Source organism: Streptomyces sp. NPDC041968, assembly GCF_055589025.1.
This window is the reverse complement of record NZ_JBVJCB010000001.1, coordinates 1,085,497-1,101,593: the sequence shown is the minus strand read 5'-3', so window position 1 is coordinate 1,101,593 and position 16,097 is coordinate 1,085,497. Positions and strand designations below refer to the sequence as shown.

The 16,097-nt window shown below is 72.3% G+C and carries 13 protein-coding genes and 1 pseudogene; 8 read left to right on the top strand and 6 right to left on the bottom strand.

Going from position 1 to position 16,097, the window contains the following annotated elements:
- Positions 1–42 precede the first annotated feature (42 nt).
- Positions 43–900, top strand: coding sequence for a fumarylacetoacetate hydrolase family protein (locus ACZ6EG_RS04960; protein ID WP_391968170.1), 858 nt, complete (start codon positions 43–45; stop codon positions 898–900).
- 163 nt (positions 901–1,063) lie between these two features.
- On the opposite strand, the gene ACZ6EG_RS04955 is transcribed toward ACZ6EG_RS04960, so the two are convergent.
- The 3 genes from ACZ6EG_RS04955 to ACZ6EG_RS04945 form a co-directional block, all read right to left on the bottom strand.
- Complete coding sequence (locus ACZ6EG_RS04955; RefSeq protein ID WP_469601561.1) at positions 1,064–1,936, bottom strand: LLM class F420-dependent oxidoreductase; 873 nt, start codon at positions 1,934–1,936, stop codon at positions 1,064–1,066.
- A gap of 117 nt (positions 1,937–2,053) precedes the next feature.
- On the bottom strand, positions 2,054–2,530 hold the full coding sequence (locus ACZ6EG_RS04950; protein WP_469601559.1) for a heme-degrading domain-containing protein: 477 nt from the start codon (positions 2,528–2,530) through the stop codon (positions 2,054–2,056).
- A complete protein-coding gene (locus tag ACZ6EG_RS04945) occupies positions 2,527–3,609 on the bottom strand; it encodes a Gfo/Idh/MocA family oxidoreductase (RefSeq protein WP_469601556.1) in 1,083 nt (360 codons plus the stop codon). Before ACZ6EG_RS04945 ends, ACZ6EG_RS04950 begins: the two co-directional genes overlap by 4 nt.
- Positions 3,610–3,725: 116 nt before the next feature.
- Here ACZ6EG_RS04945 and ACZ6EG_RS04940 point away from each other — a divergent pair, with 116 nt between their 5' ends.
- Positions 3,726–4,883, top strand: a complete 1,158-nt coding sequence (locus ACZ6EG_RS04940; protein ID WP_469601688.1) for an ROK family transcriptional regulator — start codon at positions 3,726–3,728, stop codon at positions 4,881–4,883.
- A 158-nt stretch (positions 4,884–5,041) separates the two neighbouring features.
- On the opposite strand, the gene ACZ6EG_RS04935 is transcribed toward ACZ6EG_RS04940, so the two are convergent.
- Complete coding sequence (locus ACZ6EG_RS04935; protein WP_469601553.1) at positions 5,042–6,517, bottom strand: PQQ-dependent sugar dehydrogenase; 1,476 nt, start codon at positions 6,515–6,517, stop codon at positions 5,042–5,044.
- Between the two features lie 426 nt (positions 6,518–6,943).
- Between ACZ6EG_RS04935 and ACZ6EG_RS04930 the strand changes: the two genes are divergently transcribed.
- The 6 genes and pseudogenes from ACZ6EG_RS04930 to ACZ6EG_RS04905 all read left to right on the top strand — a co-directional run bounded on the left by ACZ6EG_RS04930 (position 6,944) and on the right by ACZ6EG_RS04905 (position 12,047).
- Entirely contained in the window at positions 6,944–7,927 is a 984-nt protein-coding gene (locus ACZ6EG_RS04930) for a hypothetical protein (RefSeq protein WP_469601550.1), read from the top strand.
- Positions 7,928–8,206: 279 nt separating this feature from the next.
- Entirely contained in the window at positions 8,207–8,986 is a 780-nt protein-coding gene (locus tag ACZ6EG_RS04925) for an HAD-IIA family hydrolase (RefSeq protein ID WP_356603790.1), read from the top strand.
- Between the two features lie 111 nt (positions 8,987–9,097).
- Positions 9,098–9,652 (top strand): hypothetical protein, encoded by a 555-nt coding sequence (locus ACZ6EG_RS04920; protein ID WP_391968164.1) that lies wholly within the window; start codon positions 9,098–9,100, stop codon positions 9,650–9,652.
- Between the two features lie 2 nt (positions 9,653–9,654).
- Positions 9,655–10,323 (top strand): class F sortase, encoded by a 669-nt coding sequence (locus ACZ6EG_RS04915; protein WP_391968163.1) that lies wholly within the window; start codon positions 9,655–9,657, stop codon positions 10,321–10,323.
- An 87-nt stretch (positions 10,324–10,410) separates the two neighbouring features.
- Positions 10,411–11,442, top strand: coding sequence for a glycoside hydrolase family 6 protein (locus ACZ6EG_RS04910; protein ID WP_391968162.1), 1,032 nt, complete (start codon positions 10,411–10,413; stop codon positions 11,440–11,442).
- A gap of 138 nt (positions 11,443–11,580) precedes the next feature.
- A pseudogene (locus tag ACZ6EG_RS04905) lies at positions 11,581–12,047 on the top strand (MarR family transcriptional regulator).
- A gap of 37 nt (positions 12,048–12,084) precedes the next feature.
- Here ACZ6EG_RS04905 and glxA read toward each other — a convergent pair.
- Positions 12,085–14,022 carry a radical copper oxidase GlxA gene (gene glxA / locus ACZ6EG_RS04900; RefSeq protein WP_469601544.1) on the bottom strand — a complete coding sequence of 646 codons (1,938 nt, stop codon included), beginning with the start codon at positions 14,020–14,022 and terminating at the stop codon, positions 12,085–12,087.
- Positions 14,019–16,007, bottom strand: a complete 1,989-nt coding sequence (locus ACZ6EG_RS04895; RefSeq protein ID WP_469601541.1) for a glycosyltransferase family 2 protein — start codon at positions 16,005–16,007, stop codon at positions 14,019–14,021. Before ACZ6EG_RS04895 ends, glxA begins: the two co-directional genes overlap by 4 nt.
- Positions 16,008–16,097 lie beyond the last annotated feature (90 nt).

Sequence of the window (16,097 nt, the reverse complement as noted above, 5' to 3'; positions counted from 1 at the left end):
CACCTCGTCGGCGGGCTGCCCGAGACCGAGGAGTTGGGGATCATGAAGCTGTTGCGAGTCGGTACGGCGGGGTCGGAGCGACCCGCGCTGCTCGACGCCGACGGGACCCTGCGAGACCTGTCGGGCGTGGTGACGGACATCGACGGGGCGCTGCTCGGCGACGACGCCGCGCTCGGCCGGGTACGGGCCGCCGCCGAAGCGGGTGAGCTGCCCGTCCTGGACGGAACCGGGCTGCGCGTCGGACCGCCCGTGGGGCGCATCGGCAAGATCGTGTGCATCGGGCTCAACTACCACGACCACGCTCAGGAGACCGGGGCCCAGCCGCCCGCCGAACCCGTCGTCTTCTTCAAGGCGCCGGACACGGTGGTCGGGCCGGACGACACCGTGCTCGTGCCGCGCGGCTCCGTCAAGACCGACTGGGAGGTGGAGCTGGCGGTCGTGATCGGCCGTACGGCCCGCTACCTGGAGTCGGCCGAGGCGGGCCTCGCGTGTGTCGCGGGGTACGCGGTGGCGCACGACGTGTCCGAGCGGGAGTTCCAGATCGAGCGGGGCGGGACCTGGGACAAGGGCAAGAACTGCGAGACCTTCAACCCGCTGGGCCCCTGGCTGGTGACCGCCGACGAGGTGCCCGACCCGCAGCGGCTGTCGCTGCGGCTGTGGGTGAACGGGGAGCTGAAGCAGGACGGGACGACCGCGGACCAGATCTTCCCGGTGGGGGAGGTCGTGCGGTACGTCAGCCAGTTCATGGTGCTCAGGCCCGGTGACGTCATCAACACCGGGACGCCGGCGGGGGTGGCGATGGGGCAGCCCGAGCCCAAGCCGTACCTGCGGGCGGGGGACGTCGTGGAGCTGGAGGTCGAGGGGCTGGGGCGGCAGCGGCAGTCGCTCAAGAACGCGTAGGCGCTCCGCTGGGGGCGGGGGGACTCGGTGCGTTGTCGGCCGCGGGTTGAGGTGGGCCGGTCGCGCAGTTCCCCGCGCCCCTTGGCGGTGTGCGGTGTGTTGTCGGCTGCGGGTGGGGTGTGGCTGGTCGCGCCGTTCCCCGCGCCCCTGAGGGGCGCCTGCCTCACGCCAGTAGGGAAGCCAGGCGGCGCCAGCCCTCACGAGGGATCAGCGTCATGTCGTCCTCCACCACCTGGAGGGCCACGTGGTCGGCGCCCGCGTCGAGGAAGGCGTCGATGCGGGCGCGGATCGTGTCCTCGTCGCCCCACGCGAACACGGCGTCGATCAGGCGGTCGCTGCCGCCGCCGGCGACGTCGGCCTCGGTGAAGCCGAGGTTGAGGAAGTTCTTGGTGTAGTTCGGCAGCTCCAGGTACCGGGCGAGGTACGCGCGCGCCGTCGCGCGGGCGGCGGCCGGGTCGGAGGAGAGGACCACCTTGAACTCCGGCGCCAGCAGCGGCCCCTCGCCGAGCCGTTCACGGGCCTGCGCGGTGTGCTCGGGGGTGACCAGGTACGGGATCGCGCCCGCGGCCCGGTCCCGGGACAGCTCCAGCATCTTCGGGCCGAGCGCCGCCAGCACCCGGTGGTCGGACCGCAGGCCCGCCCGGTCCAGGCCGTCGAGGTACTCGACCATCCTGGAGTAGGGGCGGTTGTAGCCCTCGACCCGGGGACCGTGGCTCACCCCGAGGCCGAGCAGGAAGCGGCCGGGGTGGGCCACCTCCAGCTCCGCGAAGCTCGCCGCCGTCGCGGAGGGATCGTGCTCCCAGATGCTCTGGATGCTGGTCCCGAGGACGATCCGCGAGGTCGCCTCGATCAGCGGGGCGGCGTCCGCGGCGGAGGTGTTGCCGCCCAGCCACACGGCACCGAACCCGAGCTGCTCCAACTCGGCGGCGGCCTCGGTGCGTTCGGCGTCGCTCGTCGCGGACCCGGAGCGCAGTTGCACGCTCCACGCGCCGTACCGTCCGACCGATTCCTTCAGAGAAGCCGTCGCCTCGTTCATCGGTTCGCGATCCCTTCGGTGAGCACTGCGATCATCGTGGGTACCTGCCTGCCAACCACAGGCACCCATCGGTGATTCCCGGAGTACGCCGTCCGGGGCCGACCGCGGCCGAGCGGGCTACTCGCCCAGGAACCGCTCCAGCGCCTCCACCACCATCCGGTGGTCCTCCACCTGCGGCAACCCGGACACCGTGACCGAGCCGATCACACCGACGCCGGCCACGGTGATCGGGAAGGAGCCGCCGTGCGCCGCGTACGTGTCGGCGTCGAGCCGCGAGGACTCCTCGAACGTCGTGCCCTTGGCCCGGAAGCGAGAGCCGACCAGGTAGGACGCGGAGCCGTACCGCTCCACCACCCGTCGCTTGCGGGCGATCCAGGCGTCGTTGTCGGGGGTCGAGCCGGGCAGGGCCGCGTGGAAGAGCTGCTGGCTGGCGCGGTGGATGTCGATGGCGACCGGCGCCCCGCGTTCGCGGGCCAGCTCGACGAGGAGCGAGCCGAGCGCCCAGGCGTCGTCGTGCGTGAACCGGCGGAAGACCAGGAGGCGTTCCTGCTCCTCCAGCTCCTCCACCGTCGGGACGGGCTTCTCGGAACTCACAGCGCCACCACCACTCCCTCGCGGGCGGACCGGCGGGCCGCCTCCAGAACGTCCAGGGCGGCAGCCGCCTCGCGGGCGCCGACCGGGTTCGGGCCGCCCTCCAGCAGCGCCTTCGCCACCGCCGCGTAGTAGGCGGGGTAGTCGCCCGGCACGGTCGCCGTCACGTTTCCGCCGCCGGTCGTCGGGGACTCCCCGGCGCCCACGCGGCCCCACAGCGACTCGTCCTCCTCGCCCCAGCCCGGGCCGGGCCGCTTGCCCTCGCGCAGCGCCGCCTCCTGCGGGTCGAGGCCGTGCTTGACGTAACCGGCCTGGGAGCCCAGGACGCTGAAGCGGGGGCCGAGCTGGGCGGCGGTGGAGGAGACGTACAGGTGGGAGCGGACGCCGTTCGCGTGCGTGAGGGCGATGAACGTGTCGTCGTCCGCCTCCGCGCCCACGCGCCGGACGATCGACTCGGCGTAGACCTGCGTGGCCGGGCCGAAGAGGACGAGGGCCTGGTCGACGACGTGGCTGCCGAGGTCGTAGAGGAGACCTCCGATCTCTGCCGGGTCGCCGGACTCGCGCCAGCCGCCCTTCGGCTTCGGCCGCCAGCGCTCGAAGCGGGACTCGAAGCGCCACACGTCGCCCAGCGCGTCCTCGGCGATGAGCCGCCGCAGGGTGAGGAAGTCGTTGTCCCAGCGGCGGTTCTGGAAGACGGAGAGCAGCAGACCGCGCTCCTCCGCCAGCGCCGCGAGCTCCCGCGCCTCGGCCGCCGTGCCCGCCACCGGCTTGTCCACCACGACCGGCAGACCGGCCTCCAGGGCCCTCGTCGCGAGCGGTACGTGCGTCTTGTTCGGGGACGCGACGACGACCAGGTCCAGCTCGCCGGCCCGGTCGAACAGCTCGTCGGGCGTGGCGACGGTCCGCACGTCCGGGAACTCGGCGCGGGCCTGCTGCTGCCGGTCCGGGTTCGAGGTGACCACCGTGTCCAGGGCCAGGCCCTCGGTGGCGGCGATCAGCGGGGCGTGGAAGACGGAGCCCGCGAGGCCGTAGCCGACCAGGCCGACGCGCAGCGGGGACCTGCCGGGAGGAGTACCAGTCATGCCTCCTACTTTCGCAACGGAGTTGCCAAAGTGCAAGCGCCGGTGACAATGGGGGCGTGGACAGGACGAACGGTGGAGGTGCGAGGGCCGGCGCGCGGGTCACCGGTGGTGGTGGCGTGGGCGTCGCGGGTGGGGGCGGCGTGCGGGGTGCGGTGGGCGGGGCCCAGCCGCGCGCCCCGCGCAGTCCCAACGCCGCCCTGGTGCTCGACCTGCTGCGCACCGCCGGCGCCGAGGGCATCAGCCGGCTGGAACTCGCCGAGCGGACCGGGCTCACCCCGCAGGCGGTCAGCAAGATCACCGCACGCCTCCGGGAGGACGGCCTGGCCGCCGAGGCCGGGCGTCGTGCGTCCACGGGCGGCAAGCCGCGGACGGTACTGCGCCTGGTGCCGGAGGCCGGCCACGCGCTCGGCGTCCACCTGGACCGGGACGAGTTGCGGGCGGTGCTGGTCGATCTGGACGGCACCGTGCTGGGGGAGCGGCGTTCCCCGCTGGACCTGGGCGCGGGGGCGGAAGCGGTGCTGGAGGGCGTGGCGGGGGCGGTCCGCACGTTGGTCGCGGACACCCTGGGGCCGCCCGAAGGGACTGCCGCCCACGCGCCCACCCTCCTCGGTCTCGGTGTCGCCCTCCCCGGGCCGCTCGACCACGTCCGGGGCGTGCTGCACCGGGTCACCGGTTTCCCGAAGTGGGACGGCTTCCCCCTGCGCGACGCGCTGGTGCGGCGGCTCGGTGTGCCGGTCGTCGTCGACAAGGACACCAACGCGGCGGCCCTGGGCCTCGCGGTCGGTGGAGAGGGGCCCGGCGGAGGCGGCTCCTTCGCCTATCTGCACCTCGGTACGGGACTGGGCGCCGGGCTCGTGATCGGCGGCGGGGTGCACCGGGGCGCCCGGACGGGTGCCGGGGAGTTCGGGCACCAGGTCGTCCAGCTGGACGGGCCGCCCTGCACCTGCGGCGCCCGCGGCTGCATAGAGGCGCTGTGCCTCGGGGCCGTCGCCCGCGGTGACGTCACGGAGGCGGCCCGGGTGCTGGGAGCGGGCGCCGCGAACCTCGCCGGGCTGCTGGACATCGACCTGGTCCTGCTCGGCGGCCGTACCGTCGCCGCCGCGCCGGAGGCCTTCGTCGGCGGGGTCGGTGCCGTCCTCGCCGCCCGCGCCCGGCGGGAGGGCGGTCACGGCGGCGCCGTACCGGTGCGGATGGCGCCCGGCGGGGTGCGCGGGGTCGCGGAGGGCGCGGCGCAGCTGCTGCTCGCGCCGCTGTTCGGGCGGGGGGACGCCTGACGTGCCGCCCGGCGCTCGGGCGTGAGGTGTGAGGCGTGGCGCGGAACGGGGGGCGAGGGACGCGGCACCCAGGACCAGGACCAGGGACGGAGACGGTCCGGTCCGGGCCGTGTGGGCCCGGGCCGGACCGACCGTCGTTCACGGCGTGCCGGCGGCGTTCACGAACCGACGGCGCACGCGTCCCCGTTGAGCGTGAACCGGGGCGGTGGTGACGCGTCGCCGGTGTGCGCGGCGAGATAGCCGAGGGTGACGCTCGCGCCCGGCGCGATCGTGGCGTTGTGCGGGGCGTTGGTCGCGTCGATCGTGTTGCTGAGCTGGACCAGCTCCGTGTTCCAGTCGGACACGACGGTCTGCCCGAAGGACAGCGGGAACGCGAGGGTCCAGCCGTTCACCGGGGTGTCGCCGGTGTTGGTGACGGTGAGGTCGACCGTGGTGCCGGTGCCCCAGCGGGTCACCTTGCGGTCCACCCGGCAGGTGGGCTCCTCCCGGGTGAACGACACCCGGTGCAGCCCGCCGGGCAGGTCGTTGACCACGTAGAACTCGCCGTCGACGGTCACGCCGATCGACGTGACCTGGGTGGGCATCTGCCCGATCTCGGCCTCCTCGTAGCCGCCCCGCCCGTCGGGGCGCAGCGCCCAGACGGTGGACGAGCAGTAGTCGGTGGCGATGTACGTACCGCCCACCAGGTCGGCGTACTCCCGGCCCCGGTAGACGTGGCCGCCGATGACCGAGCAGCCGCCGGTGTACGGCGAGTAGGTGAAGACCGGCTCGGTGTACTCCTGGCCGGACGCGCAGTCGCCGCCCTCGAACTCCTCCAGGCCCTCGTAGCAGGACCAGCCGAGGTTCAGCCCGCCCTTCCCGGCGGGGATGTGGTCGACCTCCTCCCAGTGGCCCTGGCCGACGTCGCCGATCCACAGCGAGCCGTCACCGCTGTCGAAGGAGAAGCGCCAGGGGTTGCGCAGCCCGTACAGCCAGATCTCCGCCCGGGCGCCGGGAGTGCGGGTGAAGGGGTTGTCGCCGGGGACGCAGTAGGCGAGCGGCGCGCAGGCGCGGCTGACGTCGATGCGCATGATCTTGCCCAGCAGGGTGTCCAGCCGCTGGCCGGACCGGAACGGGTCCCCGGAGCCGCCGCCGTCGCCGATGCTCCAGTACAGCTTGCCGTCCGGGCCGAAGGCGAGCTGGCCGCCGTTGTGGTTGTTGTACTCGGCGTGCTCCTGGGAGAGCAGGACCTCCAGGCGGGACGCGTCGAGCCGGTAGCGGGCCAGTGTGACCGCCCCGTCGGGCAGCGCCGTGTACGCCAGATAGAGGTCCTGGCTGTCGGCGAAGTCCGGCGGGAGCGCGATGCCGAGCAGCCCGCGTTCGTTGCCCGACTCGTCCACGGCCGCGGTGATGTCGAGCAGCGGGGCGGCGGCCAGGCCGGTGTCCGGGTGGTAGACGCGGACCCGGCCGGACTTCTCGGTGATGAACAGCCGGTCCGTGCCGTCGTCGGGGGCCGCGATGGCGGTGGGCCGCCGCAGCCCGGAGGCGACCTGGGTCGTGGTCGCGCTGAGCGACGGCAGGGGGACGGGCGCCGCGGCCTGCGCCGCCGCGGCGGGTGACGGGGCGAGGGCGGTCAGCAGGAGGGCCGGGATCACCAGGGCGAGCGTGGCGAAGGGGAGTCCCGGACGTCGTCCCGTGGCGCGAAATAGAGCATGTATATGACAAGCCAGGTCCATGGGCCTCTTGTCCTTCTCTTCCTGTGGGGAGGGGGCGGGTGCTCTTCCTGTGCCTCTTCCTGAGGGGGGAGGCGGGGCGGGGGGTGGCGTGAGGGGCTGGGGGCACCGGTGGTGTGGGAGCGCTCCCGCTCCTCAGGCTGCGGCCCGCCGGGGTGGAGCGGCAACGCGCGATCGCGCCACTTTGGTGCCGCCTGGCGGAAAGCGGGCCGAGGGGTGCCGGCCGCCGACCGCCGATCGGGGGGGGGGGGGGCGACCGCCGATCGGAGGGTGTCGGTGCTCCGTCCGGGGGGCGTGGCCCGAATGGCGGTGCCCGAAGCCGGACATCACCGGCACGCTCATGTGCTTATGCGACTGTTCACGTCCACGTCCCCCTGCCTGGTGGCGGCAGCCGCCCTGCTCGCCGCCGCCGCGTCGGCCGTCCCCGCGCACGCGGACCCGCAGGCGCCGTTGCCCGCGTGCACGGCCCCGGACGACCACACCTTCCCCCTCACCACCCGCATCCACGGCGGCCCCACCGGCTTCGAGGCCGGGGGCGGCTACGGCACCTGGTACCTGGACCTCACCAACACCACCTCCCGGATCTGTGAGGGCATCCACCCGGTCGTCGTCCTCGTCGACGAGGAACGGGCCCTGAAACCGTCGCAGCCCCGCCTGGAGTTCTACGACGGTGAGCAGGCGCGTCCCGTGGCGTTCGAGTCGACCGAACGGGACGAGCTGATCGGCGTGTTCGGCGAGGAAGCGGCCGAGGACGAAGACGCAGACGCGACCGAAGGTGAGTCCGAGGCAGAGGGCGAGTCCGATGCAGAGGGCGATTCAGTGAGCGGCAGCGCCACCCTTCCCCGTTTCCCCGGCTTCACCGTCGACCCCGGCAAGACCCTCACCGTCAAGGTGCGGCTGGCGCTCACCTCGGACGCCGTCGCCAACGACGTGACCGCCACCGCGGCCGTGGTCCAGCGGCGAGGCGACGACGGCGACTGGATCGGCCAGTCGAACGACTACCGCTTCCGCATCAGGTCGAACGCGCCCGCCGACGAGCCGACCGCCGGCCGGAGCGCCGACCCCGCGTCCCCCTCCGGCGCCGCCACCCCGGACGGCCGGGACACGGGCGGTAGGGACGCCGCCCCGAGCGCCGACCCCCCGGAGGGCCGTCGCGCCGACGCCCCGGAGGGCCGCGCCGACGAGGCCCGGGACGGGCGGGCCGCCGACCCCCCGTACGCCGAGGAGCTGGCCGGCACCGGACCGGGCCGCACGGGCATGGCCGCGGCGGCCGCCGCTCTGCTGGTCGCCGCCGGATGCGGAACCGTCCTGCTCGCCCGCAGGCGCCGCTGACTCCCCCTCACCCGCGCCCCACGAGCGCGCCGCCCCCCGGCACGCACGCGAACCCAGCCCCGCCTCCCTGTCCCCCCGACTGCGACCAGCCCTGCGTGGACTACCTCTTCGAACCCGACTGGGCCGACATCGAGAAGAACCCGACCTCCTACATCGACGCCTGGAAGTCGGCCACCGGCAACTGACCCGGCGGGCTCCTGATTAGGCTGGGGGCGTCGGCACGCCGTGGTTCCGGCGCCCCCGCCCTCGTCCCACCGCACGCCAGGGAGTTCGTTGCACATGGCAGATCGCAAGCCCATCGAGTCGTGGCTCACCGACATGGACGGCGTCCTCATCCACGAGGGCGTGCCGATCCCCGGCGCCGACGCCTTCATCAAGAGGCTCCGCGAGTCCGGCAAGCCCTTCCTGGTGCTCACCAACAACTCGATCTACACCCCGCGCGACCTGCACGCCCGGCTGCGCCGCATGGGCCTGGAGGTCCCGGTCGAGGCCATCTGGACCTCGGCGCTGGCCACCGCCCAGTTCCTGGACGACCAGCGGCCCGGTGGCTCGGCCTACGTCATCGGCGAGGCCGGCCTGACCACCGCCCTGCACGACATCGGCTACATCCTCACCGACCACGACCCCGACTACGTGGTGCTCGGCGAGACCCGCACGTACTCCTTCGAGGCGATGACGAAGGCGGTCCGGCTCATCAACGGGGGCGCCCGCTTCATCTGCACCAACCCCGACGAGACCGGCCCCTCCACCGAGGGGCCGCTCCCGGCGACCGGCGCCGTGGCCGCCCTGATCACCAAGGCGACCGGCCGGCAGCCGTACTTCGCCGGCAAGCCCAACCCGCTGATGATGCGCACCGGGCTCAACGCGATCGGCGCCCACTCCGAGAGCAGCGCCATGATCGGCGACCGTATGGACACCGACGTGCTGGCCGGCATCGAGGCCGGCATGCAGACCTTCCTCGTGCTCACCGGCCTGACCCGCCCCGAGCAGGTCGACAGCTTCCCCTACCGTCCGTCTCAGGTGGTCGACTCGATCGCGGACCTGGTCGAACGGGTCTGAACCCGGTAAACGTGCCACCCACCGGCACGACCCGTTCGGAGTAGTCCGGCCCCCGCGCAGGATGCGGGGGCCGGTCCCGCGGGGCAGCCTCCAGATAACTGGAGGTACACGATGGGCTCACTGAAAGTCACTCTCTGTGCCGGTGCCGCGGTGGCCGCGGCACTCGCACCGATCGCGCCGGCCGCCCACGCGGCGGACGGGGGAGGTGTCTCGGTGTCACCGTCCGCGCCCGTGCCGGGCGGCGACGTGAGGCTCCGCGTGTCCGACTGCACCGAGAAGACGGCCGTCGCCGTCTCGGCGGCGTTCGTCTCGGACGTGAAGCTCTCCCTGTCGCGTTCCGACGGCGCCCTGGTGGGCGCGGGCTCGGTCCGCTCCACCCTGGAGGCAGGCGCCTACGCCGTACGGATCACGTGCGGCGACGCCGCGCGGGAGAGCACCGTCACCGTCGGCGAGAGACGGCGCCCGGCCGCCCACTCCTCTCCCGTCGCCCCCGTCGACGCGGGCGGCGGCGGCACCGCGCGGCTGGCCGCCGCCGACACCCGCGAAGAGGCCCGGCCCGAACCCCCCGGCACGGCGCACACCGTGACCGGCCTGGTCCTCGCCGGCATCGCCGCCGTCGCCGTCGCGCTGCGCAGCGTCCGCAGCCGGAGCCGCGGGACGGGCTGACCATGTCGGAACAGGACCGTCCCACCGTCGGCCCGGGCCGCCTGGTGACCGGCACCGCCTGGGTGGTGCTGCTCCTCGGGCTGTGGCTCTGGGGCCGCGAGGCCACCGACGCGCGCGAGGGCACCTCCCGGCCGGCCACCGGCGACATGGCGGCGGCCGGCCGCCCCCCCGACCTGCCGCTGCCGCCCGCCCGCACCCCCCTCGGCGCCGCCCTGCCGCAGCGGCTCGACATCCCCGGCCTCGGCATCCGGGCGCCCGTCCTGGCCCGCGGCCTCGACACCGAGGGCGCCGTCGAGCCACCGCCCTTCGACCGGCCCGACGCCGTCGGCTGGTACGCCGACGGCACATCGCCGGGCGCCGCCGGGACCGCGCTGCTGGTCGGCCACGTGGACACCGAGACCGAGCCGGCCGTCTTCCACGCGGTCAGCACCCTGGAACCCGGCGAGACGCTCCGGGTGGTCCGCGACGACGGCGAGGTCGCCGAGTTCACCGTCGACGACGTGCGGGTCCTCACCCGCGACGGCTTCGACGCCCAGCAGGCCTACGGTCCGCGGGACACGGGCCGCGCCGAACTCCGCCTGATCACCTGCGGCGGCACCTTCGACCCCGCCACCGACAGCTACACGGCCAACGTGGTCGTCTCCGCCTACCTCACGGGTACCGGCTCCTAGGAGACGTCGGACCGGCACCCGGGAACCGCCTGGGTGCCGGAGGCGTATGTCAGGATTGAGCCTCGGAACAGGCACCAGGGGGGTTGGATGTACGGCAGCAGGGGGGCCGCGACGCTGTCCACGAGGCGCGCGTCCGCGGCGGTGCTGGGGGCGGCACTGCTGCTCGCGGGCTGCTCCTCGTCCGGGGACGGCGGGGACGAGAGCAAGGACAAGAACGCGGGCGCGGGCATAACGCAGCGGCCCGAGGAGGACGGCCCGTTCTGGGTCAACCCGGACGGCAACGCCGCCCAGCAGCTGGCGGCCCTGGAGCAGTCCGACAAGAAGGACCAGGCCGAGCAGATCCGCAAGATCGCCCAGCAGCCGACCGGCGAGTGGATCAGCCCCGAGAACCCCGAGGAACAGGCCCGGGGCTTCACCGAGGCCGCCGACGAGGCCGGGCGCACCGCGCTGCTCGTGCTCTACAACATCCCGCACCGCGACTGCGGCCAGTACTCCGGCGGCGGCGCCGCCGACGGCGACGCCTACCGCGCCTTCATCGACGGCGTCGCCCGGGGCATCGGCGACCGCTCCGCCACGGTGATCCTGGAACCGGACGCGGTGCTGCACCTGGTCGACGGCTGTACGCCGGAGGAGTTCCACGAGGAGCGCTACGACCTCCTCAAGGGCGCCGTCGCCAAGCTCGGCGGGCTGAAGAACACCAAGGTCTACCTGGACGCGGGCAACGCCGGCTGGGGTCACCCCGACCAGATCTTCGAGCCGCTGAAGTGGGCGGGCATCGACCAGGCCGACGGCTTCTCGGTCAACGTGTCGAACTTCTACACCACCGAGGACTCCATCGCCTACGGCAAGCAGCTCGCCGCCAAGGTCGGCGGCAAGCACTTCGTCATCGACACCAGCCGCAACGGCAACGGCCCCTACACCGAGGGCGCCCCCGACGAACGCTGGTGCAACCCGCCCGGCCGCGCCCTGGGCGAGACCCCGACGACGAAGACGGCCGACCCCCTCGTGGACGCCTACCTGTGGGTCAAGCGCCCCGGGGAGTCGGACGGCGAGTGCAAGGGCGGCCCGAAGGCCGGCGAGTGGTGGTCCGACTACGCCTTGAAACTGGCGCAAGGGTAGACGCACCGGCGGCACTGATCAGATGCGGACGCCCCAGGGGCCTGGTCAGCCGCTTGCCCTCGACCGCGCTTGAGGTTCTACGGTCCTCGCAGGACCTGCCGGCGTGCAGGCTCCGCACCGAAGCGCCAGGAGGGGACCATGTCGACCCAGCAGACCAGCGACGCCGAACTCGCCGGACAGCCCGCCGCGTGCTGGACCGGTGTCGCCTACGAGGCGCTCATCGCGTACACCCGGGCCCGGCAGGCCGAAAAGGGCTACACCCAGCCTCAGTTCCGGCTGCTGCGCAACCTGTCCGGGAACGACATCTCGCCGGACGGTGCGGGGATGACGCCGTCCGAGCTGAGGCAGGCCATGGCCTCCTACCTCCGGCCCGAGGACGATCTGGCGGCGGAGGCCGCGGTGCTCCTGGAACGCGGCCGGCGGCCCGGGACGCCGAGGACCGCCTGTGGCTCACCGAGGCCGGTGAGCGGGCCCGCGTGGACCTCGCGCGCAACGCCCCCGCGATCCGAGCCGCCCTCCACGAGGGCATCGACGACGCGGACTACGTCACCACGGTGAAGGTGCTCCAGCGGCTGATCCGCAACGCGGGCGGATCAGCCGCCTGACCGACCGGCCACGGCGCTCCCGCACCCGGCGGCACGGCTACGGCACCTTCACCCACTGTGCCTTGGACGGCGTGCCCTGCCCGTCCGTCACGAACATCATGTACCACCCGGACTGGACGAGGTTCTTGTTCTCCGGCACCGTCACCGTGAGCTTCTGACCGTCCGCCTCGAAGTCCAGCGCGATCGACCGCTGGTCCACGTCCGTGACGTGCGTCGAGGCGCTCGGCCGGATCAGCCGCACCTTCTTCACCGTCGACGCCGACCGCGAGGTGAACGTGCCCGACTCCCCGCGCTCGATGGTCTGCGGGCCGCCCGAGAGGTCCGGCCGCGAGTCCCGGTACAGATAGGGCGGCGTGTAGATCTCGATGCGCTGCTCGAACTCGCCCGGCTTGGTGTTGGCCTTGTCGGCGTAGAGCGAGTCCGACCCGAAGAACATCAGGCGCCCGTCGGGCAGCAGGATCGAGCCCGAGTGGTAGTTGCGGCCGACCAGCGGATCGGCCACCCGCTCGAACGCGTTGCTCTCCGGGTGGTAGAGCCGCGCCTCAAGGACGTTGGAGTCGCCGCGCCCCCGGTAGTCCTCCGAGCCGCCGGAGACCAGCACGCTGTCGTCCGGCAGGACCGAGGCCTGCGGGTAGCGCGTGCCCTTCTCCATCGACGGCCCGTCCACGAACCTCGGGTCGTCCGCCTTCAGGTCGACGATCCGGGTCTTCTCGCTGGACAGCCGGGACTCACCGACCCCGCCACCGCCGATCACCATGTACTTCTCGTCCTGCGCCGGCGGCAGCAGCACCGAGTTGGCGGTCTCCAGCATGTTCGCGTCGCTCATGCCGGGGATCTTGGTGAACTTGTTGGTCTCCACGTCCCAGACGCCCGGGTCACGGCCCACGTCGTCGGGGCCGTACCCGGCGTTGGCGCCCGAGTAGAAGACCTTGCCGTTCTGCATCAGGAACAGCGCCGGGTACGTCGGGAACTGGCGGACCTTGTCGGTGTAGGTCCACTTCTTCGTCTCGGGGTCGTAGACCTCGTTCTTGCCCGGCACCAGCTGGCCGATGCCGTCGAGGCCGGAGACGCTGAGGATCTTCCCGTCGCTCAGGGTGGTGAGCGTCGGGTACCAGCGGGCCTCGTGCATCGGGTCGACCTTGATGTACTTCTCGGCGACCGGGTCGAACTCGAAGGCATCGCGGATGCCCTGGAAGTCCTTCTTGTCCAGGGCGAGTTTCTGCGCGATGCCGTACGTGTTGCGCGCGTCGGTGCCCGACAGGCCCTGGACGCGGTAGTTGTCCTCGGTGCCCGTCTCGTACTTCGCGCCGCTCTTCTGCGCCTCGACGTAGATCCGGCCCAGGCCCGGGTCGTTGCGCACGAACGCGCCGGTCTGCGGGTCGAAGACCTTCTCGGCGCGGGGCACCAGCACGGGGTCCTTGGAGACGAACGTCCTGCCGTTCTCCTTGCCGGTGAACTTGGTGCCCGCCGGCAGGGTGATCGGCTTGTCCGGGTTCTCGTTGTGGACGATCATCAGGCCGCCGGCCTTGGTGACGTCACCCTTGAGCTTCTCGTACCGCTTGGTACCGCCCGCGATCAGCAGGTTGCCGTTGGCGAGCTGGGTGTGGCCGGTGCAGAACAGGTCGGTCGGCGTCGGCACCGTCTTGATGGAGCCCTTGACCGGGTCCCAGATCCGGGTGTCGAACTTCTTCGCGTCGAAGTTGTCCTGGTTGTTGCCCGACCCCGCGACGAGCAGCACCTTGCCGGTGCGCAGCAGCGCCGCGTGGATGGTGTTCTGCCGGTACTTCTCGGGAAACTCGATGATCTCCCACTTGCCGTTGGCGGCCTTGTACTCCGGCTGGTTGATCTTGTACTGGTGGTATTTCTCGGTTCCGAAGCGGTAGAGCCACGGTCCGTTCATCCCGGCCAGCGCGACTACCACCGCCGTACCTATCGCGAAGCGACGGGCGCGGCGGCGGCCGGCACGGTCTTTCATTCCTTACGTCCCCCAAGTCCACCAAGGGCGATCTGCATGGTCTGGTCGTTGCCCCCGTCGGCGGGGGCCGCCCAGCTGGGCTTCTGCTGCGGCGCGTGCGGCGCGTACGCCTGAGCGGGCGCCGGGTCCATGGACGCCGACTGCTGCGACGGGACCCACGGCGCGGGCTCCGCCGCCACGGCCGGCGGCCGCTTCTTCGCCTTCCGCAGCTCGTGGCGCCAGGCGAACATCGGCGACGCCGTGATCAGCATCGCGAACGTCGCCCAGACGATCATCGCGGGGTGCGCGTGCCCGAAGACGAAGCCGGCCGTGATCGAGCCCGCGAAGATCGCGATGAAGTACCAGTGGTACCGGAAGGTCCCGAACCACGTGTCCGGGCTGGCCGAGTCGCCCTTCGGCGTCACCACGAACTTGCTCTTGCGTCGCAGCACCGAGTCGATGAGCGCCTTCGCGTACAGCGGCGCCGACAGCGCGGACATCACCATGCCGGCCACACCGCCGGAGCCCTCCGGCTCGTGCGGCGAGACGTTGTGGCGGCGGTTCCAGACGTACAGGCCGATCTGGAGGGCGGAGGCGTTGCCGTAGAGCATCAGCCAGACCGCCGGGTCGATGTTGACGCCCGAGGCGCCCAGGCCCAGGAACAGGCAGCAGCTCAGCGCCGCCAGGATCCAGTTCAGGGCCGACATCGGGTAGAAGATGATCATCATCGTGTAGTTGAAGAGCTTGCTCGGCGGGAGCGAGTACCAGCCCTTCCAGTACTGCTTGAGGATCGTCTCGTAGGTCCCTCGCGACCAGCGCATCTGCTGGGTGAAGAAGTCCGTCCAGGCGTTCGGGCCCTCGCCGACGGCGAGCACGTCCGGGGTGTAGACCGAGCGCCACTTGCGGCCGGTGGCCGGGTTCTTGTGGCGGTGGATCTCGAAGCCGGTCGCCATGTCCTCGGTGATCGAGTCGTACAGGCCGCCGATCTGCTTCAGCGCCCTGATGCGCACCGCGTTGGAGGTGCCCACGAACATGGGGGAGCCGTAGCGGTTGCCCGCGCGCTGGATCAGCGCGTGGAAGAGGAACTGCTGCGACTCGGCGGCCTTGGTGATCGGGTTGTCGTAGTTGCCGTAGACCTGCGGGCCGATGACGAAGCCGACGTCCGGGTCGCGGAAGAAGCCGAGCATCCGCTCCAGGTAGTTGGGCAGCGGCACGTGGTCGGTGTCGACCGAGGCGAAGAAGTCGTAGTCGTCGCCGTGCGCCTCGAGCCAGGCGTTGTAGTTGCCGTGCTTGGTCTTGGCGCGGTGCGGGCCCTTGGGCATGTTCCACTTCGCGACGCCCTTGCGGGAGAAGTGGTGCACGCCCAGGCGCGCGCAGACGGCCTTCACCTCGGGGTCGTCGCCCTCGTCGAGGAGCCAGACGTGCATCAGGCCGCGGTGGCGGATCTTCACGGCCGCCTCCAGGGTCTTCGTCACCATCTCCAGCGGCTCCTTGCCGGGCACGAAGGAGGTGAGGAAGGCGACCCGGGTGCCGGTCTCGGGCACCACCGGGACCGGGTCCCGGGCGACCAGGGTCGCGTGCGCGTTCGAGAGTACGTTCAGGCAGCGGAACAGCTCGATCAGGCCGATCGCCACGAGCATCACGATGTCGAGCGTGGGCAGCCAGTCGAAGGCCGGGTAGTCGCGTTCGGTCCAGTGCGAGGGCTGGAGCAGCCAGACCAGCAGCACCACCGACAGCAGCGGGGCCGCGGCCAGCATCAGCGCCACCCGCAGGCGGTGCGGCTCCTGCGAGATCAGCGAGCGGTACTGCACCTTGTACGGCTTGTGCGGGTCGGGCTGGGTGAGGGGGCCCGCGAGCCGGCTGTAGTGCTCGTAGTCGTACCTCGGCAGGGTCTTCCTGATCCGCCGGAACGAGCCGGTGTTCCAGGTCCGATGCGCTGGCACCCTGAGCTGCGTGGTCTGGGACGGGTCGTGGTCCTGCCCGGCGCCCGTCGGCGTCGACGTCATGAGTCATCCCCCCACACGCGGGTCACGCGTGTTTCGTCGCTTCCTTCGCCCGCCCCGGTCCCCCTCGACCTTCACGGACGTCACAGTGGT

What these genes read in the sequence shown, in the direction of transcription:
- ACZ6EG_RS04960 (WP_391968170.1), top strand. Translation starts at nt 43, where the DNA reads ATGAAGCTGTTGCGAGTCGGTACGGCGGGGTCGGAGCGACCCGCGCTG.
- ACZ6EG_RS04955 (WP_469601561.1), bottom strand. Translation starts at nt 1,936, where the DNA reads ATGAACGAGGCGACGGCTTCTCTGAAGGAATCGGTCGGACGGTACGGC.
- ACZ6EG_RS04945 (WP_469601556.1), bottom strand. Translation starts at nt 3,609, where the DNA reads ATGACTGGTACTCCTCCCGGCAGGTCCCCGCTGCGCGTCGGCCTGGTC.
- ACZ6EG_RS04930 (WP_469601550.1), top strand. Translation starts at nt 6,944, where the DNA reads ATGCGACTGTTCACGTCCACGTCCCCCTGCCTGGTGGCGGCAGCCGCC.
- ACZ6EG_RS04925 (WP_356603790.1), top strand. Translation starts at nt 8,207, where the DNA reads ATGGCAGATCGCAAGCCCATCGAGTCGTGGCTCACCGACATGGACGGC.
- ACZ6EG_RS04920 (WP_391968164.1), top strand. Translation starts at nt 9,098, where the DNA reads ATGGGCTCACTGAAAGTCACTCTCTGTGCCGGTGCCGCGGTGGCCGCG.
- ACZ6EG_RS04915 (WP_391968163.1), top strand. Translation starts at nt 9,655, where the DNA reads ATGTCGGAACAGGACCGTCCCACCGTCGGCCCGGGCCGCCTGGTGACC.
- ACZ6EG_RS04910 (WP_391968162.1), top strand. Translation starts at nt 10,411, where the DNA reads ATGTACGGCAGCAGGGGGGCCGCGACGCTGTCCACGAGGCGCGCGTCC.
- glxA (WP_469601544.1), bottom strand. Translation starts at nt 14,022, where the DNA reads ATGAAAGACCGTGCCGGCCGCCGCCGCGCCCGTCGCTTCGCGATAGGT.
- ACZ6EG_RS04895 (WP_469601541.1), bottom strand. Translation starts at nt 16,007, where the DNA reads ATGACGTCGACGCCGACGGGCGCCGGGCAGGACCACGACCCGTCCCAG.